This window comes from Streptomyces sp. NPDC093600, assembly GCF_044764755.1.
In the GTDB taxonomy this organism is placed as follows: domain Bacteria; phylum Actinomycetota; class Actinomycetes; order Streptomycetales; family Streptomycetaceae; genus Streptomyces.
The window spans coordinates 350,871-376,945 of the sequence record NZ_JBIWIU010000003.1; the positions used below are offsets into that span (position 1 = coordinate 350,871).

21 protein-coding genes are annotated in these 26,075 nt (G+C 71.0%); 9 read left to right on the forward strand and 12 right to left on the reverse strand.

What is annotated here, in order from left to right:
- Nucleotides 1-6 precede the first annotated feature (6 nt).
- Nucleotides 7-1,173, reverse strand: a complete 1,167-nt coding sequence (locus ACIRB4_RS11530) for a substrate-binding domain-containing protein (protein ID WP_403290019.1) — start codon at nucleotides 1,171-1,173, stop codon at nucleotides 7-9.
- Nucleotides 1,174-1,381: 208 nt separating this feature from the next.
- Here ACIRB4_RS11530 and ACIRB4_RS11535 point away from each other — a divergent pair, with 208 nt between their 5' ends.
- From ACIRB4_RS11535 to ACIRB4_RS11555, 5 genes are all read left to right on the forward strand, one after another.
- Entirely contained in the window at nucleotides 1,382-2,401 is a 1,020-nt protein-coding gene (locus tag ACIRB4_RS11535; protein WP_403290021.1) for a hydroxyacid dehydrogenase, read from the forward strand.
- Between the two features lie 80 nt (nucleotides 2,402-2,481).
- On the forward strand, nucleotides 2,482-3,738 hold the full coding sequence (locus tag ACIRB4_RS11540; RefSeq protein WP_403290022.1) for an ABC transporter substrate-binding protein: 1,257 nt from the start codon (nucleotides 2,482-2,484) through the stop codon (nucleotides 3,736-3,738).
- Complete coding sequence (locus ACIRB4_RS11545; RefSeq protein ID WP_403290024.1) at nucleotides 3,735-4,664, forward strand: carbohydrate ABC transporter permease; 930 nt, start codon at nucleotides 3,735-3,737, stop codon at nucleotides 4,662-4,664. Before ACIRB4_RS11540 ends, ACIRB4_RS11545 begins: the two co-directional genes overlap by 4 nt.
- Nucleotides 4,661-5,575 (forward strand): carbohydrate ABC transporter permease, encoded by a 915-nt coding sequence (locus ACIRB4_RS11550; RefSeq protein ID WP_403290025.1) that lies wholly within the window; start codon nucleotides 4,661-4,663, stop codon nucleotides 5,573-5,575. The genes ACIRB4_RS11545 and ACIRB4_RS11550 overlap by 4 nt, the downstream gene beginning before the upstream one ends.
- A 17-nt stretch (nucleotides 5,576-5,592) precedes the next feature.
- Nucleotides 5,593-6,297 (forward strand): hypothetical protein, encoded by a 705-nt coding sequence (locus tag ACIRB4_RS11555; protein ID WP_403290026.1) that lies wholly within the window; start codon nucleotides 5,593-5,595, stop codon nucleotides 6,295-6,297.
- A 16-nt stretch (nucleotides 6,298-6,313) separates the two neighbouring features.
- Here ACIRB4_RS11555 and ACIRB4_RS11560 read toward each other — a convergent pair whose 3' ends face one another.
- The 6 genes from ACIRB4_RS11560 to ACIRB4_RS11585 all read right to left on the reverse strand — a co-directional run bounded on the left by ACIRB4_RS11560 (nucleotide 6,314) and on the right by ACIRB4_RS11585 (nucleotide 14,059).
- Nucleotides 6,314-8,248 (reverse strand): DUF2264 domain-containing protein, encoded by a 1,935-nt coding sequence (locus ACIRB4_RS11560; protein WP_403290027.1) that lies wholly within the window; start codon nucleotides 8,246-8,248, stop codon nucleotides 6,314-6,316.
- Between the two features lie 53 nt (nucleotides 8,249-8,301).
- A complete protein-coding gene (locus ACIRB4_RS11565; RefSeq protein WP_403290028.1) occupies nucleotides 8,302-9,174 on the reverse strand; it encodes a carbohydrate ABC transporter permease in 873 nt (290 codons plus the stop codon).
- The gene (locus tag ACIRB4_RS11570; protein WP_403290029.1) at nucleotides 9,171-10,148 is read right to left on the reverse strand and encodes a carbohydrate ABC transporter permease; all 978 of its coding nucleotides are present in this window, start codon (nucleotides 10,146-10,148) and stop codon (nucleotides 9,171-9,173) included. The genes ACIRB4_RS11565 and ACIRB4_RS11570 overlap by 4 nt, the downstream gene beginning before the upstream one ends.
- A 94-nt stretch (nucleotides 10,149-10,242) precedes the next feature.
- Complete coding sequence (locus ACIRB4_RS11575; RefSeq protein ID WP_403290030.1) at nucleotides 10,243-11,574, reverse strand: ABC transporter substrate-binding protein; 1,332 nt, start codon at nucleotides 11,572-11,574, stop codon at nucleotides 10,243-10,245.
- A 137-nt stretch (nucleotides 11,575-11,711) separates the two neighbouring features.
- Nucleotides 11,712-12,806, reverse strand: a complete 1,095-nt coding sequence (locus ACIRB4_RS11580; RefSeq protein WP_403290031.1) for a substrate-binding domain-containing protein — start codon at nucleotides 12,804-12,806, stop codon at nucleotides 11,712-11,714.
- Nucleotides 12,807-13,636: 830 nt separating this feature from the next.
- Complete coding sequence (locus ACIRB4_RS11585; protein WP_403290442.1) at nucleotides 13,637-14,059, reverse strand: CBS domain-containing protein; 423 nt, start codon at nucleotides 14,057-14,059, stop codon at nucleotides 13,637-13,639.
- A 614-nt stretch (nucleotides 14,060-14,673) separates the two neighbouring features.
- On the opposite strand from ACIRB4_RS11585, the gene ACIRB4_RS11590 reads away from it, so the two are divergent.
- Together ACIRB4_RS11590 and ACIRB4_RS11595 are read left to right on the forward strand one after the other, a co-directional pair.
- The gene (locus ACIRB4_RS11590; protein ID WP_403290445.1) at nucleotides 14,674-19,359 is read left to right on the forward strand and encodes an HAD-IC family P-type ATPase; all 4,686 of its coding nucleotides are present in this window, start codon (nucleotides 14,674-14,676) and stop codon (nucleotides 19,357-19,359) included.
- A 237-nt stretch (nucleotides 19,360-19,596) separates the two neighbouring features.
- Nucleotides 19,597-20,076, forward strand: coding sequence for an SPW repeat protein (locus ACIRB4_RS11595; RefSeq protein ID WP_403290032.1), 480 nt, complete (start codon nucleotides 19,597-19,599; stop codon nucleotides 20,074-20,076).
- A gap of 227 nt (nucleotides 20,077-20,303) precedes the next feature.
- On the opposite strand, the gene ACIRB4_RS11600 is transcribed toward ACIRB4_RS11595, so the two are convergent.
- The gene (locus ACIRB4_RS11600; protein WP_403290033.1) at nucleotides 20,304-20,552 is read right to left on the reverse strand and encodes a DUF3072 domain-containing protein; all 249 of its coding nucleotides are present in this window, start codon (nucleotides 20,550-20,552) and stop codon (nucleotides 20,304-20,306) included.
- 260 nt (nucleotides 20,553-20,812) lie between these two features.
- Here ACIRB4_RS11600 and ACIRB4_RS11605 point away from each other — a divergent pair, with 260 nt between their 5' ends.
- Nucleotides 20,813-21,790, forward strand: coding sequence for an SDR family oxidoreductase (locus ACIRB4_RS11605; protein ID WP_403290034.1), 978 nt, complete (start codon nucleotides 20,813-20,815; stop codon nucleotides 21,788-21,790).
- Between the two features lie 121 nt (nucleotides 21,791-21,911).
- Complete coding sequence (locus ACIRB4_RS11610) at nucleotides 21,912-22,412, forward strand: DUF1360 domain-containing protein (RefSeq protein WP_403290035.1); 501 nt, start codon at nucleotides 21,912-21,914, stop codon at nucleotides 22,410-22,412.
- 396 nt (nucleotides 22,413-22,808) lie between these two features.
- On the opposite strand, the gene ACIRB4_RS11615 is transcribed toward ACIRB4_RS11610, so the two are convergent.
- The 4 genes from ACIRB4_RS11615 to ACIRB4_RS11630 form a co-directional block, all read right to left on the reverse strand.
- Nucleotides 22,809-23,378: a hemerythrin domain-containing protein gene (locus tag ACIRB4_RS11615; RefSeq protein WP_403290448.1), complete on the reverse strand. Its 570-nt coding sequence runs from the start codon at nucleotides 23,376-23,378 to the stop codon at nucleotides 22,809-22,811.
- A 32-nt stretch (nucleotides 23,379-23,410) separates the two neighbouring features.
- Nucleotides 23,411-24,610, reverse strand: a complete 1,200-nt coding sequence (locus ACIRB4_RS11620) for a hypothetical protein (protein WP_403290036.1) — start codon at nucleotides 24,608-24,610, stop codon at nucleotides 23,411-23,413.
- 138 nt (nucleotides 24,611-24,748) lie between these two features.
- A complete protein-coding gene (locus ACIRB4_RS11625) occupies nucleotides 24,749-25,081 on the reverse strand; it encodes a hypothetical protein (protein WP_403290037.1) in 333 nt (110 codons plus the stop codon).
- A gap of 197 nt (nucleotides 25,082-25,278) precedes the next feature.
- Nucleotides 25,279-25,971: a 2-phosphosulfolactate phosphatase gene (locus ACIRB4_RS11630; RefSeq protein ID WP_403290038.1), complete on the reverse strand. Its 693-nt coding sequence runs from the start codon at nucleotides 25,969-25,971 to the stop codon at nucleotides 25,279-25,281.
- Nucleotides 25,972-26,075: the final 104 nt, after the last annotated feature.

The window sequence follows — 26,075 nt, forward strand, 5'->3', positions numbered from 1 at the left end:
GGGTGATCAGCGGTGTCCAGGGAGCGACCGGCGCGACGCGGGCCGGTTCGCGTTGCCGGGCAGGGGTGGCGACGAGGCCGGCAGCGATGAGGCGCGGATCATCAGCTCCGGCACGATGACGGCCCGCTGCGCTTGCCGACGCCCGCCCTCGATGAGGCGTGCCACCATCATCTCGACGGCCGTACGGCCCACCAGCGCCTTGGGCGGCCGCACCGCCGTGATGGCCGGATCGGCGAGGTGGGCGACCTCGTCGTCGTAGCTGACGAGCGCCATGTCGTCGGGAACGCGGATCCCTTGCTCGGTCAGGTACTGGACCATCGAGATGGCATCGGGATCGCTGTGGATGATGAGCGCGGTGATGCGGGAGCGGCGGCAGCCGTCGAGGATGTCGCCGATGATCCCGCGGTGCCCGGGCACGTTGAGCGCGACGCTCTCACGTATCAGGAAGTCGGCGGACAGGCCGAGTTCACCGCAGGCACGGTGCCAGCCCACGGCGAGGTGAGTCGACGTGGGACTGCCCTTGGACAGGACGAGCCCGATGTTGCGGTGGCCGAGCGAGTGCAGGTGCCGGACCGCCATCTCCAGGCCGAGCGCGTGGTCGCTGCGCACCCATTCGAGCTGATGCGGCGTCGGGGTCCACTCGGGTGTCTGCCGTTCCACCAGGACGACCGGGACGGGCAGTCTGCCGATCCAGTCGATCATCTCGTGCATCTCGCGCATGTCGGGGCCGTCCAGGTTCGGTGCGAGCAGCAGGCCCTGCACCTGCCCCGATTCGGTCAGCCGGACGATCTGTCGGCGGTCCTCCGCCCGGTCGTAACTGGAGCCCCGCAGTTGCACATGCACACCGTGTGCGGCCGCGGCGTTGCGGACGCCGCTGACGATCTGCGGCCAGTAGAAGTCCAGCGAGGGGACCACCATCCCGAGCGTGAAGGCGGGCGTCGCGAGCCGCCGCCGGCGCACCGGATCCTGCTCCAGCGCCGACGGCAGCGTGGCCCCGCCGTGCACCCGGGTCAGCAGACCGCGTTCGGCCAGGGCGGCGATATCGCGCCGGATCGTCAGTTCGCTGACCGACAGCTCCCGGGCGAGATCGCGTACGCGAACGGCCCCGTGCAGCCGCAGCTGGTCCATCAGCCGCTCTCGGCGCTGCAGGGCGAACATGTGCTCACTTCCCATGGGCCCCATGGAGCGCCCCTCCCGTCCGGTACGGAACTCGGTGCGATGTTCGAGTTCGATCGACTCGTGTCGTATGCGTTCGAGCTCTGGTGGTTCTGTCTGGGCGACCACTATCTCTGACTCAGCGTCTTCTGACCGGCACTCGCCGGAAACACGAATGGCACCTGCCCTGGCGGCGTGTGCCCCGAGGCAGAGGAGCCCGCACCCCATGCAGACCAAGCCCCGCGCTCTGGTCGTGATGAGCAGGTCCAGCTTCGAGGCACACTTCGACCGGGACCGGCTCCAGCGTCTCGCCGAAGTGGTGACGCTGGACGAGCCGTGCTGGACGGACGACCTCGACAGCGCGTCATCGCGCGAGCGGCTGGCCCGCGCCGAGGTGCTGCTCACGTCGTGGGGGGCGCCCGCGCTGACCCCGCAGCGGCTCGCCGCGGCACCCCGGTTGCGGGCCGTGCTGCACGGCGCGGGCAGTGTGCGCGACCTGGTCGGCCAAGAGGTGTGGCGGCGAGGAATCCGGGTGACCAGCGCCGCGGACGCCAACGCCGTCCCGGTGGCCGAATACACCCTCGCGGCGATCATCTTCGCAGGCAAGAAGGCACCGTTCCTCGCCGCCGACGAGCAACGCGCGTACGGGGGCTGGGGATCGGTCACCGGGTACGGAGACCTGTCCAACTTCGGCCGGACCGTGGGCATCGTCGGCTTCTCGCGGATCGGCCGCCAGGTCGTGGACCTGCTGAAGGTGCTGCGGGGCACCACCTGCCTGGTGGCCGACCCGTACGCGGATCCCGACGAGGTGGCCCGCGCCGGCGCGACCCTGGTGCCGCTGGAGGAGATGTTGTCGCGGGTCCACGTGCTGTCCGTGCACGCCCCCGAGCTGGACGAGACCCGTCATCTCATCGGCGCCGAGCAACTGCGCGGGCTCCCCGACTTCGCGACGGTCATCAACACCGCCCGCGGATCGCTCGTCGACTCCGACGCGCTGGCCGCCGAGTGCGCCTCCGGGCGGCTGTTCGCCATCCTCGACGTCACCGACCCCGAACCGCTGCCCGCCGACTCGCCGTTGCGCCGCCTCGCCCGCGTGATGATCACCCCGCATATCGCCGGGTCGATGGGCACCGAGATCGGGCGGCTGACCGACCACGTGCTCGACGAACTCGCCCGCTGGGTCGCCCGCCGGCCCCTGCGGGCCGAGATCACCGCGGAGACCTGGGCCCTGGGCCTGGGCGCCTGACCACCCCCGCACATCCCGCCTCGTCCGTCCTCCCCCCCGTCCCTGACCGCTCCCAGAGCGCTCGAAGGAGAGCCGCTGATATGAAGTTGAAGACGAGCTTCGCCGCTGTCGTGCCGTTGGTCGTCGCCGCGAGCCTGGTCACCTCCGGCTGCGGCGCCGGCGGCAGCACGTCGGACGGCAGGACCGTCGTCCGGATCGCGGTGTGGGACTACGAGAAGACCCCCGAGTTCAAGGCGCTGATCGACGGATTCGAGGCCAAGAACCCCACGATCGACGTCCAACCGGTCGACATCCTCGCCGAGAGCTACTCGGACAAGATCACCACGATGCTGGCGGGCGGCGACACCGTCGACGTCCTGACCATGAAGAACGTCACCGACTACGCCCGTTACGCCACCCGAGGCCAGCTCATGCCGCTGAGCGACCAGGTCGCCAAGCTGCCTCAGGAGTCCTACGCGGGACTGAAGGACTTCGACCTCAGAGGCGAGTACTACGCCCTCCCGTACCGGCAGGACTTCTGGGTGCTCTTCTACAACAAGAAGATGGTCGGCGAGGAGGACATGTCGAAGCTGACCTGGTCCCAGTACGCGAAGCTCGCCAAGCAGTTCACCAAGGGCTCGGGGTCCGACAAGGTCTACGGCACCTACCTGCACGTCTGGCGCTCCGTGGTGCAGGCCATCGCCTCCGCGCAGACCGGCGGCGACCAGCTCGGCGGCGACTACACCTTCCTGAAGGACCAGTACACGATCGCCCTCGACCTGCAGAAAGCGAAGGCGACCCTGCCGTTCTCCACCGCCTTCAGCCAGAACATCACGTACGACTCCCAGCTGACCACGGGCAAGGCGGCCATGGTCCCGATGGGCACCTGGTGGGCGGCCGCACTGCTCGCGGAGAAGAAGCAGGGCAAGAACCCCGTCGACTGGGGCATGGCCCCGATGCCGCAGATCACCGCAGACGGCAGGACGACCACCTTCGGATCGCCGACCGCGTTCGCCGTCAACAAGAAGGCACGCCATGCGGAGGCCGCCGAGAAGTTCGTGACGTGGGCCTCCGGACCCGAGGGTGCCGACGCGGTCGCGAAGATAGGCATCGTCCCCGCGTACACCAGCGGCGAGATCATGGACACCTTCTTCTCCGTCAGCGGCATGCCGGACGACGCCGTCTCGCGCAAGGCGATGGAGCCGACCAAGGTGCAGCTCGAAATGCCGGTCAGCGACAAGACGTCCGACATCGACCAGATCCTCAAGGAGGAGCACGAACTGGTGATGAGCGGCGAGAAATCCCTCGACGAGGGCATCGAGGAGATGGGCGACCGCGTGAAGAACGACGTCCGGTGAGTACGGTCTCCCCACCGAGCACGCGGCCCGCGGCGGCGCACACCGTCGCCGCGAGGCGCCGTCGCCGCCGCGTCACCCTGACCGGCTGGTCGTTCATCCTCCCCAACTTCCTGGGGTTCGCGGCCCTCACGCTCGTCCCGGTACTCGGCGCCCTCGCGATCTCCTTCACCCACTGGGACTCCTACAGCACCCCCCAGTGGGCGGGCCTCGACAACTTCCGCCGGATGTGGGGCGACGACACCTTCTGGATCGCCCTGGAGAACACCTTCTGGTACGCGGCCGGACACATCCCCCTCACCCTGGCGGTGTCCCTGGGACTGGCCGTGCTGCTCAACCAGAGGCTGCGCGGCGTCCGGATGCTGCGGACGGCCTTCTTCTTCCCGTACATCACCTCGCTGGTGGCCGTCGCCGTGGTGTGGAACATGCTGCTGAGCCCCGAAGTGGGCCCGGTCAACCAGTTCCTCCGGTCCATCGGCATCGCCCATCCGCCGGGCTGGACCAGCTCCCAGGACTGGGCCATGCCCGCGCTCGTCATCGCCGGCGTGTGGCGGGACATGGGCTACTACATGGTGCTGTTCCTGGCCGGACTGCAGACCGTGCCGGCCGAACTGCACGAAGCGGCACGGGTGGACGGCGCGGGGCCCTGGAGACGGTTCCGGCACGTCACCCTGCCCTGCCTGCGGCCCACCACCTTCTTCGTCCTGGTGATGCTCACCGTCTCCAGCTTCAAGGTCTTCGACCTGGTGCAGGTCATGACCGAGGGCGGCCCCGGCCGCTCGACGCTGGTCCTGTCCCAGGTGATCTTCCGCGAGGGCATCACGCAGGGGCGCTTCGGATACGCCTCCGCGGTATCCCTCACCCTCTTCGTGATCTGCCTCGTGATCACGGTCGTCCAGTTCCAGATGCGGCGAAGGAGCGAGCGATGAGCACCACCGTGCTGCGAAAGGAGAGCACCCAGGGCCCCGCCTCCGAGCCGTCCGGTCCACCACCACAGCGCGCCCGACCCGGCCGTACCCTGGCGGGCACCGCCGCTCGGGCCGGACTGTACGCGGTCCTGGTCGCGGTTGCGCTCGCGGTCCTGCTGCCGTTCATCTGGATGCTGATCTCGTCGGTCAAGGCCGACCGCGACGTGTTCACCGTGCCCATCGAATGGATCCCGAAGGAACTCCACTGGGAGAACTTCACCAGCATCTGGACGCGTGTCCCGTTCGGCGCCTACCTCGGCAACTCGCTCTTCCTCAGCGTCGTGATCACGTTCCTGCAGGTACTCACCGGCAGCTTCGCCGCGTACGGATTTGCCAAGATCCGCTTCCCCGGCCGGGACCTGCTCTTCATCGGCTACATCGCCACCATCGCCGTGCCCTGGCAGGCGTACATGGTGCCGCAGTACATCATCATGCAGAAGCTCGGCCTGGTGAATACCCACGTCTCGCTGATCCTGCTGCAGGCGTTCGGCGCGTTCGGTGTCTTCCTGATGCGTCAGTACTACCTGACCATTCCGGACGAGATCAGCGAAGCGGCCCGCCTCGACGGGCTCACCGAGTACGGCATCTGGGCGCGGATCATCCTGCCGCTGTCCAAACCGGCCCTCGCCAGCCTGGCGCTGCTGACCTTCGTGAACACCTGGAACGACTACATGGGCCCGTTCATCTACCTGACGGACAACCGGTTGTGGACCGTGCAGCTGGGTCTGCGTTCCTTCGTCGGGCAGTACGACGCCGAGTCCGCGATGATCATGACGGGGTCGGTGCTGTCCGTGCTGCCGATCCTGACGGTCTTCCTGCTCGGCCAGCGCTACTTCGTACGCGGCATCGCGACCACCGGCGTCAAGGGCTGAGGGAGAGGAGACCGCACATGAGCGGCGCGCCCGGCTTTGACGGTACGCCTGTGACGAGCCGGCGGCCACGGCTCAACGTCACCCACGATTCCTGGGAACTCATCTGGTCCCATGTCCACCGTGTCCTGGTCGTCAACCTGGGGATCACGGTCACCAACCTGCCCCTGCTGGCCGCCCTGCAGCTGAGCGGTCAACCCTGGCACCACCCCGTGCTGTTCGGGTTGCTGCTGCTCGTGCTGCCGGGTCCCTCGATCGCCGCCGCGTTCGCGTATCTCGACGCGGCGGCTGTGGACGAGCGGGCTCCGGTACGGCTGTTCGCCCGCGCCTACCGGCGGCTGTACGGCCGGGCGCTGCTGGTCTCGGCGCCCTTCGTGCTGGCCGTGATCGCGGCCGTCACGGATGTCGTGACCCTTCGAACGGCCGCGGTCGGACCCGTGCTCGTGCCGTTGGCGGCGGTGGTCGGTCTGGTGGCCGCCGCCTCCTGGCCCGTCGCCCTCGCCCACTCGGCCGCGGGGCTCGCGGCCGGACGCCGACTCTTCCTGCTGGCGTCCTACGCGGTGGTCAGGCACGGGCTGCTCGCCGTGACGAACCTCGTGCTGATGGTGGTGACCCTGCTCCTGGTGAACCAGGCACCGCTGCTGGGCCTTGCGGTGCTGCCCGGGTGCGTGCTGTTCGTGCTGTGGCGCAACTGCGAGGCCATGATCGCCTGGTACCGCCCGTAAGGGGCAGAGCTCCGGGTCAGTTCTCCTCGCCGACGCCGGAAGAAGCGTCCCGCTGGGCCGCGACGGCGTCGAGGTGCTCCACGGTGAGCGGCTCGAAGGCGATCCGGGTGCGGGAACCGTCGTCCGCCCACCGCACCTCGACCGCGTCCGCCCGAGCCCGCACCTCGGTGACCGCTTCGGCCAGGGGCGCCGGTTCGGGCTCCGCGGTGAGGGTGGCAAGGGCCGCGTACAGGGCGGTGCCCTCCGTGCCGGCGGTGAGCCGCGGCAGGAGGGCCCAGCGGGTGAAGGCCGTGCCCTGGGGGGCGCGCTGTTCGTCGCGGCCGCTCCAGCCGTGCAAGGGGTGCAGCGCGGAGTGCAGGGACTCGTCGGGGCCGGTCGCCCAGCCGGTCTGGGTGACACGGGCGCCGTGCGGTGCCCCGACGACACGGTGCACCCGCAGTTCGTGGCGGCCCCGGACCATGGTGACGCTCTCCACCCGCAACCCCGGCACCAAGGGCGGGCCGCTCACGAAGACCGGGGTGTGCCAGGACGCCGCCCAGCCCCAGCGGTCGCCGTGACCCGCGCCCAGGGGATGGATGCGGCGGCGAACGCTGCGCACCCCTGCCACCTCCACCCCGAAGTGGTTGTCCGCGGCGTTGTCGCGCGCCGTGGGTCCGGTCCGGGTGGAGTAGGCCTGGCGGGCGTAGAGCGGGTCGTCCTGGTCCGCCGACTCGGACTCGTGCGGGCGCACATGGTCGCTGCCGTGGTTGTGCAGCCGTACGATCCCGTCGCCGCGGGTGCTCTGTATCAGCAGGCCCGGCGCGGGCAGCGCGAGCACCCGGTCCCCGGCCTCGCTGGGCGCGGGTTCCTCGGTCGCGGTCCACAGCGGATGGGCGGCCGGGGCGAGCAGGCAGACGAACGCCTTCGACGCCCAGTACGGCGACGCGGGCGCCGAGTAGGACTGCAGGCTCGCCTCGTGCGGGCCGTGCCAGCCGAGGCTGAGCAGCCCGTCGTCGCCGACGGAGCCACGGTCGAGGAAGTAGCGCAGGGATCCGCTCAGCAGCCTCCGTGAGGTGCCGGGGCTCAGCGGCGTATGGCCGGTGAGGGCGCCGAGCGCCACGGACGAGGCCGCGGCGAAGCGGTAGGTGAGGGAGCGGCCGAAGTGGATCGGGGCGCCGTCGCCGCCGAAGAGGAGCCCGAAGCTCTCCAGGTGTTCGTGCAGGCGTGTGCCGTACTGCGCCAACTCGGAGTCCGAACCCGTGAGATGGGCGTCCAAGGTCGGGTACAGGTGCAGGGCCCAGCCGTTGTAGTGGTCGAAGGCGCGGCCGTCACCGTCGGCGTACCAGCCCTGGCCGCGGTACCAGCTCTCCAGGAGGTCCAGGGCACGCTCGCGTGCGCGGGTCGTCTCCGCGTCGCCCCGGCCCACCGACTCCAGGAAACCGGCCACGGTGCAGGCGAAGAGGTACCAGTTGTTGGGCGCGGGCACATGGCGCAGTGCGCCGCGCAGCCACTCCTCCGCACGGTCCTGCACGGCGCAGTCGAGCCGGTCCCACAGCCAGGTCCGCGTCAGCCGCAGACCGAGCGCCACCGACGCCGACTCGACCATCGGCTGGCCCTGGATGTGGTGGTCGAGGATGACCGGCCAGGACTCGGCGTCGGCGCGCCCCGGTGTGCGGGTACCCGCCGCGAGGCCCTGCGCATACCGGTCGAGCCAGCCGTGCGGGTCCTCGCCCTCGGCGCCCGCGACACGGAACGCGGCGGCCAGGAAGGTGCGGGCGTACCCCTCCAGACCGTCCGAGCGCACCCCCGAAGCCGACGGCCTGCCCGGCAGGTCGAGGAGGGCGCCGCGAGGGGTCGCCCACCGCCAGGCCGCGGCGAGCAGCCCGTCGGCAGTGGCCTCCCAGTGGGCGCGCGTATAGCCGGTGTACGGGCTCGACACCCGGTCCTCACGGGGCAGTCGGAGGAAGCTCATGCGGGAAACGCCAACCTTTCGCGTCGTACGGGATGGGCGAAGCCGTCGCCGGCTCACTTGACGGCCCCCGCGGTCAGACCCGACTTCCAGAACCGCTGCAGGAGGATGAAGGCCAGGATCAGCGGCAGGACCGCGAGCAACGAGCCCGTGATCACCACGGGGTAGTACTCGGGCGAGGTCGTGGCCGCGCTGTTCCACTGGTACAGGCCGAGGCTGACCGGATACAGCTGCTGGTCCGAGAGCATCACCATGGGCAGGAAGAAGTTGTTCCAGATCGCGGTGAGCTGAAAGAGGAACACCGTCACCAGGCCCGGCCCCAACATCCGCAAGGAGACCCGCAGATACGTCGTCAGCTCGCCGGCGCCGTCCACGCGGGCGGCTTCGACCACCTCGTCGGGCACGTACCCCTGGCTGAAGATCCGCCCCAGATAGACACCGAAGGGATTGAACAGGACCGGGATGAACACCGCCCAGAAGGTGTTCACGAGGCCCGCGGACGAGGCCATCAGATACAGCGGCAGTGCCAGCACGGTTTGCGGCACCATCACCGCCGCGAGCACCAGTCCGAAGACCTTCTCCTTGTGCCGGAAGCGGTACTTGTCGAAGGCGTAGCCGCAGGCCACGCTGATCAGCGCGCTGAGCGCAGCGCCCACGACGGCGTACAGCAGGCTGTTCATGTACCAGCGGCTGTACAGGCCGCCGTCCATCGCGAACAGATCGCGCAGATTCCGCACGAGGGAGAAGTCGGCGAGCGAGAAGAAGTCGCTGCCGAACAGCGCGTCCCGGTTCTTGGACGCGGCGAGCAGCAGCCACAGGACGGGCAGCAGGGTGTAGAGGACCGCGATGCCGACCACCGTGTTGACAGCGGTGCGGCCGAGCAGGCCGGGGCGGCGCGCCGCGGTGGGGGAGTGGGAGGTGGCGCTCATCGTGCCTCCTCCGGTCGGGTGCGGTTCGTCCAGCGGGTGACGCCGTACGACAGGGCGATGGTGCACAGCAGCAGGACCACCGAAGCGGCGGCGGCGAGCCCGTAGTTGTTCCGGGTGAAGGCCGCGTCGTGGATGTACATGCTCGGCGAGAAACGCGAGTTGATCATCTGCGACGACTGGCTGAGTAGCATCGGCTCGGTGAACAGCTGCAGCGCCCAGATCAGGGTGAACATGGCGACCATGACGATCGAGGAGCGCACCATGGGCGTCTTGACCTGGAGTGCGGTGCGTACCGGACCCGCCCCGTCGACCACCGCGGCCTCGATCACCTCGCGAGGAACGGCTTGCAGGGCGGCGTAGAAGATCACCATGTTGTAGCCGAGGTTGCTCCACAGGGCTATGTTCACGATCGACGGGAGCACGGTGTGCACCCCGAGGAAGTCGATGGTGAGGTCGCCCTTGGCGAGCAGATCGACGACCGGGCTGAGGCCCGGTGTGTACAGATACAGCCAGATGAGGGCCGCGATGACGCCGGGCACCGCGTGGGGCAGGAAGAGGCCCAACTGGGCCCAGGCCCGCAGCCGTACGACGCCGGAGTCGAGCAGCAGGGCGAGCGCGAGGGCGCCGGCCACCAGCAGCGGGAGGTAGATCAGGCAGTAGAGGACGACGAGGCCGAGGCTGCGCAGGAAGGTCGGGTCGGTGAGGACGGCCGTGTAGCTGCGCAGACCCACGAAGACCGTGCGCTCCGCGCCGAAGCCGAGGCCGGGCTGGTCGTCGCTGAAGAAGCTCAGCCAGACCGCGGTGCCGACGGGTATCAGAAAGACCGTCACCAGCAGGATGAGGAACGGGGTCATCAGGACGCCGCACGCCATGAGTGAACGGCGACGGGCGCTCGCGCGGGCTCGGGCGCGGCGGACGGGGGCGGTCTCGTCGGCTGCGCGGGTGGTGGGCGCTGGGGGCGAGGTCGTGGTCATCGGGGGTCCCCCGCCTTTCTGCGGACGGCCGTCGGCGTACGGAAGTTCTGCCGCTGCCGGTCGGTGTCGCGCTGCCGGCCGGTGCGCGGACCGGTCATGACCGGTGCTCGGTCGTGGTCAGGCCGAGGGCCTTGAGGTCCGGCATGGTGCCTGCGTGGGCCGCGCGAACGGCGTCGAGGAGCGAGCCCTGGCCGCCGCCGGCGCGTGCGAAGCCGTCCTGCATCACCTGGTGGGTCGCGGTCATCCGCGGGCCCCACACCCAGCCGGGTCTGATCTTGCGGGCCTCTTCCTCGAAGAGGCGGTAGATGTCCTGGCCCGCGTAGTAGGCGCGGTCGAAGGCGGCCCGGCCGACGGAGACCAGTCTCGAGGCCGCCGGATACTGGCTGCTGGAGCCGCTGGAGAGACGGGCACGCAGGGCGTCGGGGTGCGAGACCTGCCACTCGATGAACTCCATGGCGGCCTCCGGGTGTCGGCTGTCCTTGGTGACGGCGAAGGTGGAGCCACCATGGGTGCCGACGGCCGGGTCGGCGGGGTCCCATTGAGGGATCGGGGCGACGGCCCACCGGCCCTTCTGACCCGGTCTGGCGTTCATCTGCGCGCCCGCGTCCCAGGCGCCGCTGAGCCGGGTCAGGACGAGCCCCTTGCTGATCTGGGCGTCGTGCTGCCTGGTGGAGGAGGCGTTGACGAAGACCAGGTCCTCGTCGATGAGGCGTTGCCAGTACGCCGCGACCTTGCGGGTCGGCGGGTCTGCGAGGCTGACGTTCCAGGCTCCGCCGCGGGTGTCGAACCACTGGGCGCCCGCCTGCCACGCGTACGCGGCGAACTGAGTGCCCCCGTCGGTCGGGAAGATCACCAGACGCCGGTCGCGGGTCTTGCTCTTCACCGTGCGCGCCAGCTCGGCGAACTCGTCCCAGGTGCCCGGGACGTCGAGCCCGTACTCCTGGAACAGATCCGTGCGGTAGTGCAGCACCATCGGCTCCACGTCCAGCGGGACGGTGAAGACCCGCTTCTCGAACGTGGTCAGGCCCAGGGACTGCGGCAGCAGCTTGGCGCGCAGCCGGTCGCTCACCAGGGAGGTGAGGTCTCGGGCGACGCCGTCGATGGCGAAACCGGGGACCTCGGGGTATTCGATGGTGGCGACGTCCGGGGCGTTTCCGGCGCGGGCGGCGCTGCTGAGCTTGGAGTACCCGCCCTGGGTCCCCGAGGGGACCTGCTGGAACACGACCCGGATCCGGTCATGGGTCTTGTTGAATGCGTCGACCACTTCCTGGCTTCCGCGCAGTGCGGACCAGAAGGTGATCTCGGTGGTGCGGCCCTTGCCGCGCGACGTACCGCTGCCGCGGCCCGAGCAGGAGCTCAACGCGCCCGTCAGGGGGAGTGCGGCTGTCGTGGCGAGCAGGGTCCGGCGGCTCGGTCGACCAGGCATGGGTGCCTCCCGCGGCTCTTGTTCGGGACACCGGAATCCTGATCGCGTGAACGATGGGGGTCAATACATCGATCAAAAGAAACCAAAGCAGTCAATCGATCCTCGGCCATCGGGCAGAGCGGCCAGGCGAGTCGCGGCTACGGGGCCCACCGACTCTGCGACGATCCGCGGATCTTCAACTCCGGCAGCAGCTCGACCCGCCGCCCCCGTCCGGCCGCAGCCCCTTCCCGCTCCCCGAGCCGCCGCAGGAGCAGCTCGGCCGCCGCCCGGCCGACCTCGTGCTTCGGCGGGGCCACCGCGGTCAGCGGGGTGTTGCCGAGCGCGGCGACCACATCGTCGTACGCCACCACCGAGCAGTCCTGCGGCACCCGCACCCCGCTGTCGATCAGCTGCTGTACGAGGATCAGCGCGTCCACATCGCCGTGCAGCACGGCCGCGGTGGCGCCGCGCTCGCCCAGCCGCGCCGCGAGATCCAAGGGAGCGGGCGCCGCCCCGGCACCGACATCCTGGGCGCTGAGCACCACACTCCAGTGCTCGATCTCTGTGCGGGACGCGGCGATTTCGGTAAAGGCGGCCCGCAGCGCGCGTGCCGTCGGGCTGTCGTCGCGGGCGGCCAGAACGATCCGGCGATGACCGAGCCGCACCAGATGGTCGACGGCGAGATGCACGCCGTACCAGTGGTCGGTACATACCGAGTCCATGGCATGCAGCACACTGCCCGCACGAGGGCGCCGCTCCATCAGCACCGTGGGCACCTCAACCCGGGCCAGCCAGGCGTAGTCCGCCTCCTCCTCGGCCGCGGTGCGCCAGCGCGGCGCGATCAGCAGCCCCCGCACATCCTGCGCCAACACCCGGTCCACCAGCGGCCGTTCAGCGCCCCCCGCCTGCGGTGCGATATGCAGCGCCACCCGTATTCCGGCCTCTGCCAGCACGCCGCGCGCACCGTGCATGGTCTCGTACAGATACGTGTGCCGCTCAGGCACCATCAGCGCCACGGTCCCACCGTCGGTCACCGGACCGGACGGCGCGACGGCCCGCTCCACCGCACCGACCGAACGGGCCACGCCGTGCCCGCGCCGCAACCGGCCCTCCCGCGCCAGCGCCTCCACATCGCGGCGCACAGTGATCACCGAGACCTCGAGGTCGGCGGCGAGGTCACTCAGTCGGGCCTCACCCCGCGACTCCACGAAGGCGAGTATCCGCTGCCGCCTGACATCCCTCGGCTCCCGCATACGGCCGACCCCCTCGCGACGTACCCGTCGGGTGTTCGTTTGAGCGTTTCGCAGGAGCCTATCGATCGCCGCCCCGTGCCTGCCAGGTCGCGGTCACCCACCGCACTCCGACCCCTAGAGCCATGGTGTCCCACCACATACGCCCCTGACCTGCGCGCGGACCTGTTCCGGAGGATGAGCGTGACCAGCGCCGCCGTCGGCCTGCGAAATGCCTGACGCCCGCGTCAGACGTCCTTGTCGGGCAGATGCACGTCGGCCGTGTCGGGCCGGTGGTCGGGCAGCGCCGAGCGTGCGGTGGACTCGCGGTGCAGCCGCAGGAACTCCAGGTGCCGCTCGTACTGGTCGAGGATGGTTTCGACACCGACGGTGCCACCGGCTGCTTCGCCGATGCCGGAGCCTGGGAACCCCTCCTCACCCTCTTCGAGAAAGGGCGGATTTCGCGACGACAGGGGACGGCACCTATCCCGTCTGGGTCGGTCGTTCCGAGGCCGGCGAAGTGGTCGGGGTCGCAGTGCTGGTTGAGAGGATGCCCGAACTGCTCCCGGAAGGCGGAGCCACCGCCGGTGCCTGACGTGGCCTACGCGCTGTCCGGGGACCCGCCGCCGCGTGCCCACGGACGGGACCTCCATGAACAGGTGGAGGAAAACCGGGAGCCGAGGCGTCCGCGCGGCCGGGAGGACCGCGGCCGGCGGCGGGCAGGCTGCTGCTGGGCCGCCGCCGGAGGTATCCGTAGGCGACGTGGACGACAGCGGAAGGCGGCCCGTTCGCGGGAGTGTGCGGGTCGACGGGCCGCCTTCGGGAGGCCGTACTCCCTCCGTACTCGGTCCGGCTCAGTCCGTCGAGAGGGTCTCCAGGAGGTCACCCACGCTGGTGTCGGGCAGGGCACGGGCCATGTCCGCCAGGGCGACGATGCCGACCAGGGTGTGGCCGTCGATCACCGGCAGCCGACGGACCTTGTGCTCGGCCATGGTGCGCAGGATCTCGCCCGCGTCGTCGTCGGCGCCGATCGTCACCGCCTTGCCCTGTGCCAGGTCGCGGGCCTTCACCTCGGCGGGGTCCTTTCCGGCGCCGAGGACCTTCACCACGATGTCGCGGTCGGTCAGCATGCCCTTGAGCCTCTCGTCGGAGCCGCAGATCGGCAGCGCTCCGACGCCCAGTTCGGTCATCTTCCTGGCGGCGTCCAGGACGGTCTCCTTGGCGCGGACGCAGGTGACGTCGGGCGTCATGAGGTCCCGCGCGGTGGCCGTCGTCATCCGCTCCTTCTCGGCCTCCCCGGCCTCGGTCCTCGCGGCCTGCTTCGTGTCACCGCCCGCGGTGCCGGCGGACTGCGGCCCGCCGGAGAGGACCCCGGTGCGGCGCAGGGCGGCGTAGCCGACGCCGATGCCGATGGCGACCGGCCATTCGATGACGTCCGCGGCTCCCAGGACGCCCAGTCCGAGGTACAGCGGCAGTCCTCGTTTGGTGGGAAGAACCCGCCGGGCGGCGGAGACGGGGAGCATGGCGGCGTTCAGCGCGCCGTTCGCCACCTGCCCGGCCGACGGGATGGTCAACGTGACTGTCCGCTGATGGGAAGTGTGGGTCGTGGAGGTCACGGCTATCGCCTCGCCTCTCCGGTCAAAAGATTCGTCCACTTATCAGTAGGTCTATCCCATATCGCAGCTTTCATGGGTTTCGATCAGACTGCTTCTGAAATAGTTCGGCACGCACGTCGCGGATTCGTCGCGGATCCGCATCGGCCGCACTGATCGGGGAGGTACGGTTCATGCCACCGGATCCCGCCTCTGACACGGGAACGACGTCCTTGCTGGGCTCCCTCGTCTCGGAGGTCTCCTCCCGCATGGCCGCCGGTGCGCGAGCCGCGTGGGGGATGGCCGAAGGGCTGCTGGAGGGGCCCCGCCGCGAGGTGTGGTGGAGTCCGGAGCGCTGCTACATCGCGGTGTCCGGTGTCCAGGGCCCCGGAGGTCCCGCCGTGGCCCGTCGGGTGCGGCGAGCGCTGGAGGAACATCCGGGCGTGCGGTGGGCGCGGGTCAACGCGCCCATGGAACGGGTGATCATCGCCGTCGGCTCTCCCCCTCCACCCGAGAGCGAGCTCGTGGCGCTCGTGGAGCAGGCCGAGGGCGACCACGCCGCGGACGCCGAGGCGTTCGACGAGTGGCACCCTGAACCGCACCACCCCGCGGAAGGCCCGCCGTTCCCCGCGGTGCCGGCCCTGCTGGCCGACAGTCTGGGCCTCACCCTCGTCACCCTTCGGAAGCTTGCCCCCTGGTTCGGGCTGCCCCCTGAACTGGCCGGTGTCGTCGACGGCCTTCGCCGCCATCCCCGCCTGCGGCATCTGCTCGAGGACCTCAGCGGCGGCGAACAGGACGACTCACTGCTTCCCGTGCTCGCCGCCCTCGTCCAGGGCGTGACCACCGGCGGCGGAGGGCTCGCCCTCGACATCCTGCAGCGCCTCGCGCTGTGGCGGGAGGCCGGCGCCGAACGTACGGCGTGGCGCGAGGGCGAGGCCCGGCTCGTGCGCGGCCCGGAGGAAGCCGCCGCCGACCCGGTGACGGTCGGCCGCGCCGGCCCGTCGCCCAAGGACGACACCGACCGCTACACGGAACGGTCCATGGCGGCGGGCCTGGCCGCGGCGCTCGCCGTGCTGCCGTTCGCCGGCGTCCGGCGGGCGCTCGCCGTCGCCATCTCCTCCGTCCCCAAGGCGCCGGCCGCCGGCCGCGAAGGCTTCGCCGCCAGCCTGGGACGCCACCTCGCCCTGCGTGGCGCGGTGACGATGGACCGTACGGCGCTACGACACCTGGGCCAGGTCGACACCATCCTTCTGGAGGAGAAGGCGCTGCGGGGCGACCGCTACGAGCCCGTCGACCTGGAACTCCTCAAGGACGCCGACCCCGAGCGGACGGTCGAGCGCCTCTTCGCGCTCTACGACGCCGACGCGCCGCTGGCCGCCAGGCGCGACGGCGAGTGGACGCTGGCCCCCCTCGACGAGCTCGACCTGGAGAAACGCACCGGCCGCAAGGCCGCGAAGCGGCTGCGGCGGCGGGGGAGCGAGAAGATCCTGGGGCTGGCTCACGGGCGCCGGCTCCGTGCCGTGGCAGGGCTCGCCACTCCCTCCGCCCCCGGCGCCGAGGCCGTGGCCGCGGCCGCGCGCCGCGCCGGGGCCCGCGTCGTCGTGGCGTCCGAGCGGGTGGCGGCCGGCCAGGCGTGGGACCAGGCACCGGACCGGTCACCGGATCGGGCGGCGGGCGGCGCGGCGGACCGGACGCCGGGCCAAGCGTCCGGCACGGCGGCAGGCGACGCGGCGGAAGAGCCCTCCGGCACGGCGGCGGATCAGGCGTCGGGCGACGCGGTGGACCAGACGTCGGCCGATGCGCCGGAGAAGGCCTCCGGCAAGGCGCCCGGCAACGCGCCCGGTAATGCGGCGGATCGGGCGGCTGACCAGGACGTGCGGATGCCCTCGTACGCCGACGCCGTCGTGCCCGGCGGCGACCGGTTGGCGGCCTCCGTACGCGCCCTGCAGGCCGAAGGAGCCGTCGTCCTGCTGATCTCCGGAAACCGCGAGGCGCTGGGCGCGGCCGACTGCGCGATCGGCGTGCACACCAAGGAGGAGTACACCCCCTGGGGAGCCCACGTACTGGTCGGCACGGATCTCGAAGCGGCGGGCTTGATCGTCGACGCGGTCGGCACGGCCGCCCTCGTCGACCGCGACAGCCACCACCTGGCCGCCGGCGGCAGCGGCATCGGCGCGATCGCCGCCTCGCAGGCTCCGGCCTGGCGGGCGACCGCCCGGGTCCTCGCGGTGAGCGACACCGCCGGCGCCGCGGCCTTCTGCCTGGGCGTGTGGCGCGCTCGGCAGCTCCTGAGCCGTCCCCTCGCCCCACCGGTGAGCAGCGTCCCCTGGCACCTGATGCCGGCCGACCGCGTGCTGCGGCGACTGGAGACCCGCCCGGAGGGGCTCACCGCCCAGGAGGCCGCCGCCCGTACCGCCGAGGCGCAGGCCGGCAAGCCGACGAAGCTCACCCTGCCCTTCGCCTTCGTCGAGGAGCTGTCCAATCCCCTCACCCCGATCCTCGCCGCGGGCGCCGCCCTGGCCGCGGCCGTGGGATCCCGTACGGACGCGGGCCTGGTCGCCGCCATCACCGGCATGTCCGCTCTTGTCGGCGGCTTCCAGCGCGTCCGCACCGACCGGGCCCTGGAGGAGCTCTTCGCCCAGTCGGCCATCGGGGCGCGAGTGCGACGCGACGGCCGCGAGCGGCTGGTCACCTCCGGCGATCTGGTGCCCGGCGACATCGTCGTCCTGGGGCCCGAGGACGTCGTGCCCGCGGACTGCCGGCTGCTGGAGACCGAGGGCATCGAGGTCGACGAGTCCTCCCTCACCGGCGAGTCCCTCGCCGTCGGCAAGGACCCGGCACCCGTGGTCGCACCGGACATCCCCGGCCGCCGCTCCATGCTCTACGAGGGAACCATGATCTCCTCCGGGCGTGCCGTCGCCGTCGTCGTGGCGACCGGGGCGGCCACGGAAGCCGGCCGCAGCCTGGCCACCGCACGCCAGGCCGCGCCGGAGACGGGCGTGGAGGCACGGCTCACCTCCCTCACCCGGTCCAGCATGCCCATCGCGCTGGGCTCCGCCGCCGCCGTGGCCCTCTCCGGCCTGCTCCACGGCCGGCCCCTCACCGACAACCTCGCCTCCGCCGTCAACCTGGCCGTCGCGTCGGTCCCCGAGGGCCTGCCCTTCCTCGTCAACGCCGCCCAACTGGCCGCCGCCCGACGCCTGGCGGACATCGGCGCCCTGGTCCGCAACCCCCGTACCATCGAGGCCCTCGGCCGCGCCGACGTCCTCTGCTTCGACAAGACCGGAACCCTCACCGAGGGCACCCTGCGGCTCGCCGACATCAGCGACGGCGACGGCGCGGTACCCCTGGACCGGCTCGACACGCGGCACAAGGAGATCCTCGGAGCCGCACTGCGCGCGACGCCACCCGCCCGTCAGGCCGAACCGATGGCCCATCAGACGGACCACGCGATCGTCGAGGGCGCCCGCCACGCGAACGTCACCACCCGTACCGGAGCGGCCCGCTGGCGCCGCACGGACGCCCTCCCCTTCGAACCGTCGCGCGCCTACCACGCGACGGTCGGCCACACCGCCGGGGGTGTCCTGCTCAGCGTCAAGGGGGCGCCGGAGAACGTCATCGGCCGATGCGCCCGTCGCCGCCTGCGGCAAGGCGCCGAACCCCTCGACGACGCCGGAAGGACGGCCCTCGCCGCGGCCGCGGAGGAACTCGCGGCGGCCGGGCGGCGCATCCTCGCCGTGGCCGAACGGCGCATGGAACCGGGCGACGACCTCATCGACGAAGCCGTGGAGGACCTGGTGTTCCTCGGCTTCATCGCGCTCGCCGACCCCGTGCGTACCAGCGCCGCCCCGGCCACCGCCCAACTCCACCAAGCCGGTGTGCAGACCGTCATGCTCACCGGTGACCACCCCGCCACGGCCGACGCCATCGCCTCCACCATCAGCGATGTCCGCGACCCCAAGGTCTGCACAGGGCCGGAGCTCGACCAACTCGACGACGACGCCCTGGACGAGTTGCTGCCCACCGTCGACGTCATCGCCCGGTGCAGCCCCGCCCACAAGGTCCGTATCGTCCAGGCGTACCAGCGGCTCGGCCGGGTCGTCGCCATGACCGGCGACGGCGCCAACGACGCCCCCGCGATCCGGCTCGCCGACGTCGGCATCGCCCTGGGCCGCCGCGGCACCCCCGCCGCGACCGCCGCCGCCGACCTCGTCGTCACCGACGACCGGCTGGAGACGATCGTCTCCGCCCTCATGGAGGGCCGCGCCATGTGGGCGTCCGTGCGCGCCGCCCTCGCGATCCTCATCGGCGGCAACCTCGGAGAGGTCACGTTCAGCGTCCTGGCCTCCGGCATCACCGGAACCACGCCCCTGAACGCCCGTCAGATCATGCTCGTCAACCTCCTCACCGACCTCGCCCCCTCCCTGGCCATCGCCGTCCGCGAACCCTCCGGCCAGACCGGCGAACGCCTCCTCCAGGAAGGCCCGCACCGCTCCCTGGGCACCGCCCTCACCGACGAGATGCTCATGCGCGGCCTCATCACCGCGCTGGGCGCCGTCCTGGCCTGGGCCGCCGCACGCCTGACCGGTCGCGGACGCCGGGCCGGCACGGTCGCGCTGGCCGCCGTCGTCGGCACGCAGCTCGCCCAGACGCTGACCGCCGGCGGCCTCGACCGCAACGTCCTCGCGGCGGGCATCGGCTCCGCGGCCGTCCTCGTCGCCATCATCCAGACGCCCGGCGTCAGCCAGTTCTTCGGCTGCACCCCGCTCGGGCCCGTGGCCTGGGGCATCACACTCGGCGCGATGGCCGCCGCGCTCCTCCTCGGACACTCCCTGGCACCCCTCATCGCCTCCCTCACCCGCGCGAAGACCGACGCCGGCGGGAAGGGGGAAGCCCGCGACGACGCCGAGCCGAGCGGCGACGCCGAGCCGAGCGAGGATGCCGGGTCGCACACGACCGCCGAGGCTCCCGCCGGTCAGGCGTAGCGGCGGTGGACGTCGCCCTTCGTCGGAGGGGGCGGTCCCGGTCAGGAGGGGAGTGGCGGGCGCCTACTCCTCGGTGTGGTCGATACCCCTGTACGCGGACGACGCCCTGTTCGTCAGGTAGTCGGCAGCCGCCGAGGGCAGGGCTTGGACTTTCCCGGCCGAAAATCTGACCGATTCACCCATTTATGTCCCTTTTATGGGTACGTGGCCGGATGACATTTCTTCTTGGAGGTCATCATGGCGTCAACGCATCGCGCACCCATCGAAGAGCACCCCGACCTGATGGAACTGCGCGCTCGGCACGACCGCGCCGCCGCCACACCACGAGCCCAGATGATCGAGGCCCTCGCCGTCCTCACGGGCCTCTACCTCGCGGCGTCCCCCTGGATCGTCGGCTTCAGCGGCTTCACCAGCCTCGCCGTCACCAACCTCATAGCCGGCATCGCCTACACCCTGCTCCTCGGGGGCCTCGGCAACTCCTACGAGCGCACTCACTCCATGGCCTGGGCCGCCGCCGCGATCGGCGTCTGGACCTGCGTCGCCCCCTGGGTCGTCGCCGGCGATGTCGCCCGCACCAGCACCATCACCAGCAACCTCATCACCGGCGTCATCGCCACCCTCCTCGCCCTCGCCGCCGCGTCCGCGGCGCGCGACCGCACCGAGGGCAGCCGCGGCCGCGGCGCCCGAGGAACCCGCTCCATGTCCGAGGACCGCTGACAACCGGTAGCCGGTCGACAGCCGGTCACCCACCTCAGAGGGGTGACGACGCGCTGCCCGTGGCTCGGTGCCGACCCAAGCACCGGCGCCGCGGGCAGCACGCGTTCGCCGGTCGTGCCGCAGGCATGCCGGCGTGTCCTCGCCCGCGGCCGGTTCTTCCAGCGTGTGGGACTCCGTATGTGGTGCCTTTCCCTTGGTGCCGATGGGGTTCGCGCCGGGCGGCATCCTCACGGGCCGGCGCCACCGTCGGCTCCGTGCTCGGGCGGCCCGGAGGGCGTGTCACCGGCGGTACGTGGTGAAGCCTGCTGGAGGCGGTCGATCATCTTCGACGCCTCCGCCTTCGTCAGTTCGGGCGGCACCTCCTCGCCCGCCTCACGAGCCAGCGTCCGCAGATAGCTCAGCTGCGGACCGGTGGCCGGTTCGTCGCCCGTCACCCAGTTCTCGACATCCTTGCTCGGGTCTTGCGCGTCGCTCATGACACACGGCTACCCGATTCCGGCCGCGAATCCCTCCTCCCACTCCGGCCGCACCGGAGGGATGAACCGTCGTCTCCACCGGACGGGCGGGGCGGCGTCGGCGATCACACCCGTCGTTCCGAACCACCGGGCCGGCGTCCTGCGTCCGCAGGTGGCGTAAGGAAGCACCCGAAGGGCACCCGCCGAGCGGTGGCACCGGCGATCCGGTGGTTGAGTGACTCATCGGACATGGCGCGAAGAACGCGAAGAAGGGGTTCTCCATGCGAGTGCGTGATTCCGTGGTCGTCATCACCGGCGCTTCCAGTGGCATCGGCCGGGCCACCGCCCTCGCCTTCGCCCGTAAGGGCTGCTCCGTGGTCCTGGCGGCGCGGCGCGAGGAGGCCCTGGAGGAGGTCGGACGGGAGTGCGAACGCCATCGCGGCGCGGAGGCACTCGTCGTACCGACCGACGTCACCGACCCCGGAGCCGTCGACGATCTGGCCCGGCGGGCGGTGCAGCGCTTCGGCCGCGTCGACGTCTGGGTCAACTGCGCGGCCGTCACCGTGTTCGGCCCCTTCGAGGAGACTCCGCTGGAAGACTTCCGCAAGGTCCTGGACGTCAATGTCATGGGGTACGTGCACGGCGCCCGCGCCGCCCTGCGGGTCATGCGCCGGCAGGCCGGCGGAACACTGATCAACGTCTCCTCCATCGTGGGCCTCGTCAGCCAGCCGTACACCCACGCCTATGGCATGTCGAAGTACGCCGTCCGCGCGCTGGGCGCGAGCCTGCGCCAGGAGTTGAGGCTGGAGAAGGATAAGGGCATCCACGTGTGCACGGTGCTGCCGGCCACCATCGACACCCCGCTGTTCGAGCACGCCGCGAACTACACGGGACGCAAGCCGCTGGCGATGCCCCCGGTCTACAGCCCCGAGCGCGTGGCCCGCACCATCGTGGAACTGGCGCGCGTGCCCCGTCGTGAAGTCGTGGTCGGGCCCATGGGCCGTTCCATGGTGCTGGAGTCCAGGATCATGCCGGGCATGGCGGAGCGGATGATGGCCCACCAGGTGGACAAGAAGCATCTGTCGCGCAAGGAGCCCGCCCCTGCCGGGCACGGCAACCTGCACGTGCCGGCGCCGGGCACCGGCGCGGCCCATGGCGGGTGGGGCGGACGCCGCCGTACCGCGATGCGCCGGCTGAGCGCCGCCACCGTGCTGGCCTGCGCGGCGGCGGGCGTGGTGCGACGGGTCCGGGCGCACTGAGCCGAGGCGCGCGCTCGACGTCCGAGGCGTCTCGCCGGCACGGGTGAAGAGGAGTGCGTGGCCGGTTGACCGCCGCCGCAGGGGGCACTCGGGCACTCGGACGACGAAAGGGGTGGTGCCGATGGGCGCGGAACGGGACGCACGAAGGGCCGGCGGAGAGGCCGACGAGCGGCCCATGGGCGGTTACGCGATGGCGCTGGCGGGTTATGCCACCTACGCGGCGGGCTTGGCGGCCCTGATCCGACGCTACGGTCGGCCGCCGGAGCGGCACGACGCACAGGACATCGCCCTCACCGCGATCGCCACCTTCCGGATCAGCCGCCTGCTGACGAAAGGATCGGTGACCAGCCCGCTGCGGACGCCCTTCACCGTCTACGAGGGCACGCAGGGGCCGGCCGAGGTCAGCGAACGACCGCGCCACGGGCTGCGGCACACGGTTGGTGAGCTGCTGACGTGCCCGTTCTGCATGAGCGTCTGGGTGAGCACCACCCTGACCGCGGGGCGCTGCCTGTGGCCCCGGGCGACGCGGACCGCGATGGCCGTCATGGCGTCCGTGGCCGGCGCCGACGCGCTCCAACTGGCCTACAGCGAGCTCATGGAGAAAGTGACGGAAAGTGACTGACCGAGACCTGCTGCGGTCCGTCCGTGAACATGGCCTCGGGGACGGCGGTCAGCGCGGTACGCGCATAGCTGTGAGGCGTGCGCGGGCCCTGGCCGGTCAGCGTGTCGGCTCGACCGCGCGCCGCCGTCACGATGACATCCGTCCTCACCCCGGCGCCGCGCTGCCGCGCTCCGCAGATCGCTTCGGCGACTACCCCACCCGCGGCACCTGTAGACGCGGCTGGTGGCGGAGCTTGTCCGGCGGCCGACCGGGGTGCCGGTGACCCCTCACCTCGCGGGAGAGGCGACCGGACCAACGCCGCGATCCCGGTCCTCTGGGGACCGAGATCGCGGGTGACCGGCTCGCTCGCCGTGAGTGCCGAGCTGCGCGAGCCCGGCATGGTCCGAACGAGAGCCTCTAGCCGTTGCCCATCGCCTTGCGGACCGCGTCTTTCGTACGGTCCATGAGTGCCGCCACCGGGCCCACGAGGACGTTGGCGGCGGCGGACTCCACACCTGGGTGCGGCCGGGTCGGTGCCATCGCCTCCGCGGCCTTCACGCCCCTGGCCATGGCGGCCAGCTTCGCCGCGTCGCCGCTGCGGCGGATATGGGTGAACTCGTAGCGCTCCTCCGCACGGGCATGTTCCTGCACGTCGGCCCGGAGCGTCAGCAGCTGGGGGAGGAACTTCGGGTCGTCGGTGTCCATGTCGTCGAGCGCCGCGAGCGCCTCCTTGGCGGCCCGCTCCTCGGCGAGGCGATCCGCCACGACCTGCTCACCGCCCGGGAGGGCGCGGCGCGCGAAGGGATGGACGACCTCCTCCTCGGCGGTCTCGTGCACCGCGAGGAGCCGGACCAGCCGGCGGAAGGCGTCGCGCCGCTCGTCGCCCCTGCTCTGTTCGACCTCGTCGAAGAGGTTGCGGATGTCCCCGTGCTGGCGCATGAGCAGTGCCACGACGTCGTCGTCCGCGGCGTCGTCGTCACCGGCCATGGGGGTGTCGGTACGGGTCACGTCGGGCCCTCCTACTTCTCGCGCATGGCCGGGTCGGGGTGCTCGCCCTCGGTCTCGACGCGGTACTCGCGTCCGAACATCTCGCCGTGTTGCGCCATGACCCGCTCGCTCGGCGGCTCCTCCCCACCGTGGATCTGCGCCTGCATCTGCTCGAAGCGCTCGTGCGCCTCCCGCACATAGCCCGTGCCCAGGGTCGTGAGGTCCATCTGGGTGTCGAGCAGCTCGCGCAGGTACGCCTTGTTCGGCTCGAACGTCAGCACGTTCGGCAGCTCGGGCGCCAGCACCGACTCGGGGTCGCGGCCGTCGTGGCGGCGCATGAGATCACAGGCCAGGCGCAGGTGCTCCAGCTCCATGTTCAGGTGCAGCTCCCAGACGGCCTTCACCTTGGGGTCGCTCTCCTGCTCCATGAAGGAGTAGTACAGATAGCACTCGTTGTACTCGTGGTTGACCAGCTGCTCCCACCACGTCTCACCGGGGTCGACCAGCGACTCGTAGTGGGTGACGTGCTCCTCCTCGATGAGCCCGATCTCCTGGTACAGCTGCCGGGCGATCGGCTCCATGTAGGTGGGGCCGGTGTTCATGTAGAAGTTCATCGTCTGCTGCTCCGCCGACAGGATCGTCAGCGCGTGCAGCTTCGACAGCGGGTTGGTGGCGTCCCGGTCGTACGGGTCGCGGACGTTGTCGAACGGGTGACGGTGGTGGTACTTCGTCGGCCGCCCCGGCATGACCTCGTCCAGGTTGTCGACGATCGACTCGGCCTTGCGGTGCTCGATCATCTCGTACAGGTTCGCGTACCGGTACAGATGGTCGAAGTCCTCCAGCACACCGAACTGGTACGCCTGCTTCAGGTACGGGTCGGGCTCCATGCGGGCCACCCACGCGGTGAGGTCGACCGCCACCTGCTCGTAGGCGATCGTGGTCTCCAGGACCGACGACACGCCGGGCAGCAGCCAGTTCACCGCCTTCTGCTGCTGCGCCTCGATGTACCGCGTCTGCGCCAGCTGCCGCTTGACGTCCGGGTCCACTGTGTTGCGGGCGAGGTTGTGACTGAAGACGATCGCCTCGACCTCGATGCCGTTCATCGTGATGATGCGGCACCGGGTGTACGGATCGCAGTGGTCGGGGTCGATCGGCGTGACGTTGAGCTCGCGCCAGTTCCTGATCTGGCGGTCCAGCGGGATGCCGCGCTCCTGCAGCGGATTGAACGTCATCCAGGCCTCCTCTGGGGGAACGGTACGGTCGGGTACCCCCGAAGGAGCCGGGCGAAAAATGCGGAATCAGGGGCCTGTCCATTCCTAGCCATTCGGCCCGGCGGCATCACGTGCGGCTGCCCACGATCACCTCATTGCTCACTTCCGTCGCGGCAGCGGACCGGCGTCGGAGTGGCGGCCGGGGCGGATCGCGGCATGGCGTCGGCCCGGGCCGGGGCCGTTGCGCGCCGCCAGGGCGTCGGCGACGGCGCCGGTCGTGAAGGCGTGGACCCCCTTGTGCAGGAGGTCCACCGCGAGCTCCCCGCGCGGCCAGGTGGACGGGGGGGCGCCCACGCCGGTGGCGTTCTCCAGGATCTGGTCATTGGTGAGGCGGACGACGGCGAACTTCGCCGAGGACACCGGCCCGCGAAGCCCCGCCTGCGCCATGACCGACCGCAGGACGCCGAGCGCGGCGGCCTGGCCGAAATGCATCGCCCAGTTCAGCGGCAGCGGCTGCCGAGGGTCATCACGAGCCCCCCGACGGTTCCTGCCAGCAGGCCCTGCCAGAGCACACGCTTCATCATGGTGGGCCGGGTACCCGCTCCGCGGACGTCCACTCACCGCACCGGACCGCCCCGGCGGCTCCCCGCTGTGAGCCGGACTACGACCGGACTACGACCGGACGACGGCTAACGGGCCCGGATGCCGGGCACCGCGACGGGGCGGAGCACCATCAGGGACTCCTCCTGGCAGGCCACCATCGCGAAGGGGAACCTGTCGACCTCCAAGCAGAGATCGACATCGTCGGGGTGGTATCCGCTCCGCAGCCCCGCGGCGAGATCGGCCGCGGCGCGCGAAGTCCTCGCGCGGTGGAGATACGGGGCCGCCTCGACAGCGCCTCCGGCCATGGACCGGCCGATGTACTCGGCGCAGGCCAGGTCCTCGTCGGCCCGGCCGCCCTCGCCGGTGACCACGAACGTCACGGGGCCGGAGTCCTCGTTCCGGAGGAACCGCGCGGTCGGGCCGGCCACCACGAAGCTCGCGCACAGGACCAGCGGTGCGTTCGCGACGGCCAGCGCGCCCACGGTCCCCGCCGTCGTCTTCTGCACCAGCGTGCGGCCGGAGAAGTCGCGCGACCTGAGCAAGCCCGGTGAGTTCACCGCGTCGAACCCCGCCGCCGGAGCCCCGTCCTTCAGAGCCAGCCAGCCCGAGTGGCTCTCCTTCAGGGCGAGCGCCTCGCGCTCCGTCGAGGCCAGAACGATCTTCTCGGCGCCACGCGAGAAGGCCCAGGCCGCCACGGTGAAGGCGCGCATGACGTCGATGACGACGGCGACACGGGGAACGCCGGTCAACTCGGGGATACCGACGAAGTGATAGTCCATCGCCCCATTCTGACGCCCCTGGATCATCCGACGGGCACGATTGATCGAGGATGACCGCGGGTGATCGCGAACACCCCGCGCGGCACAGCAATCGTGACGTGGAT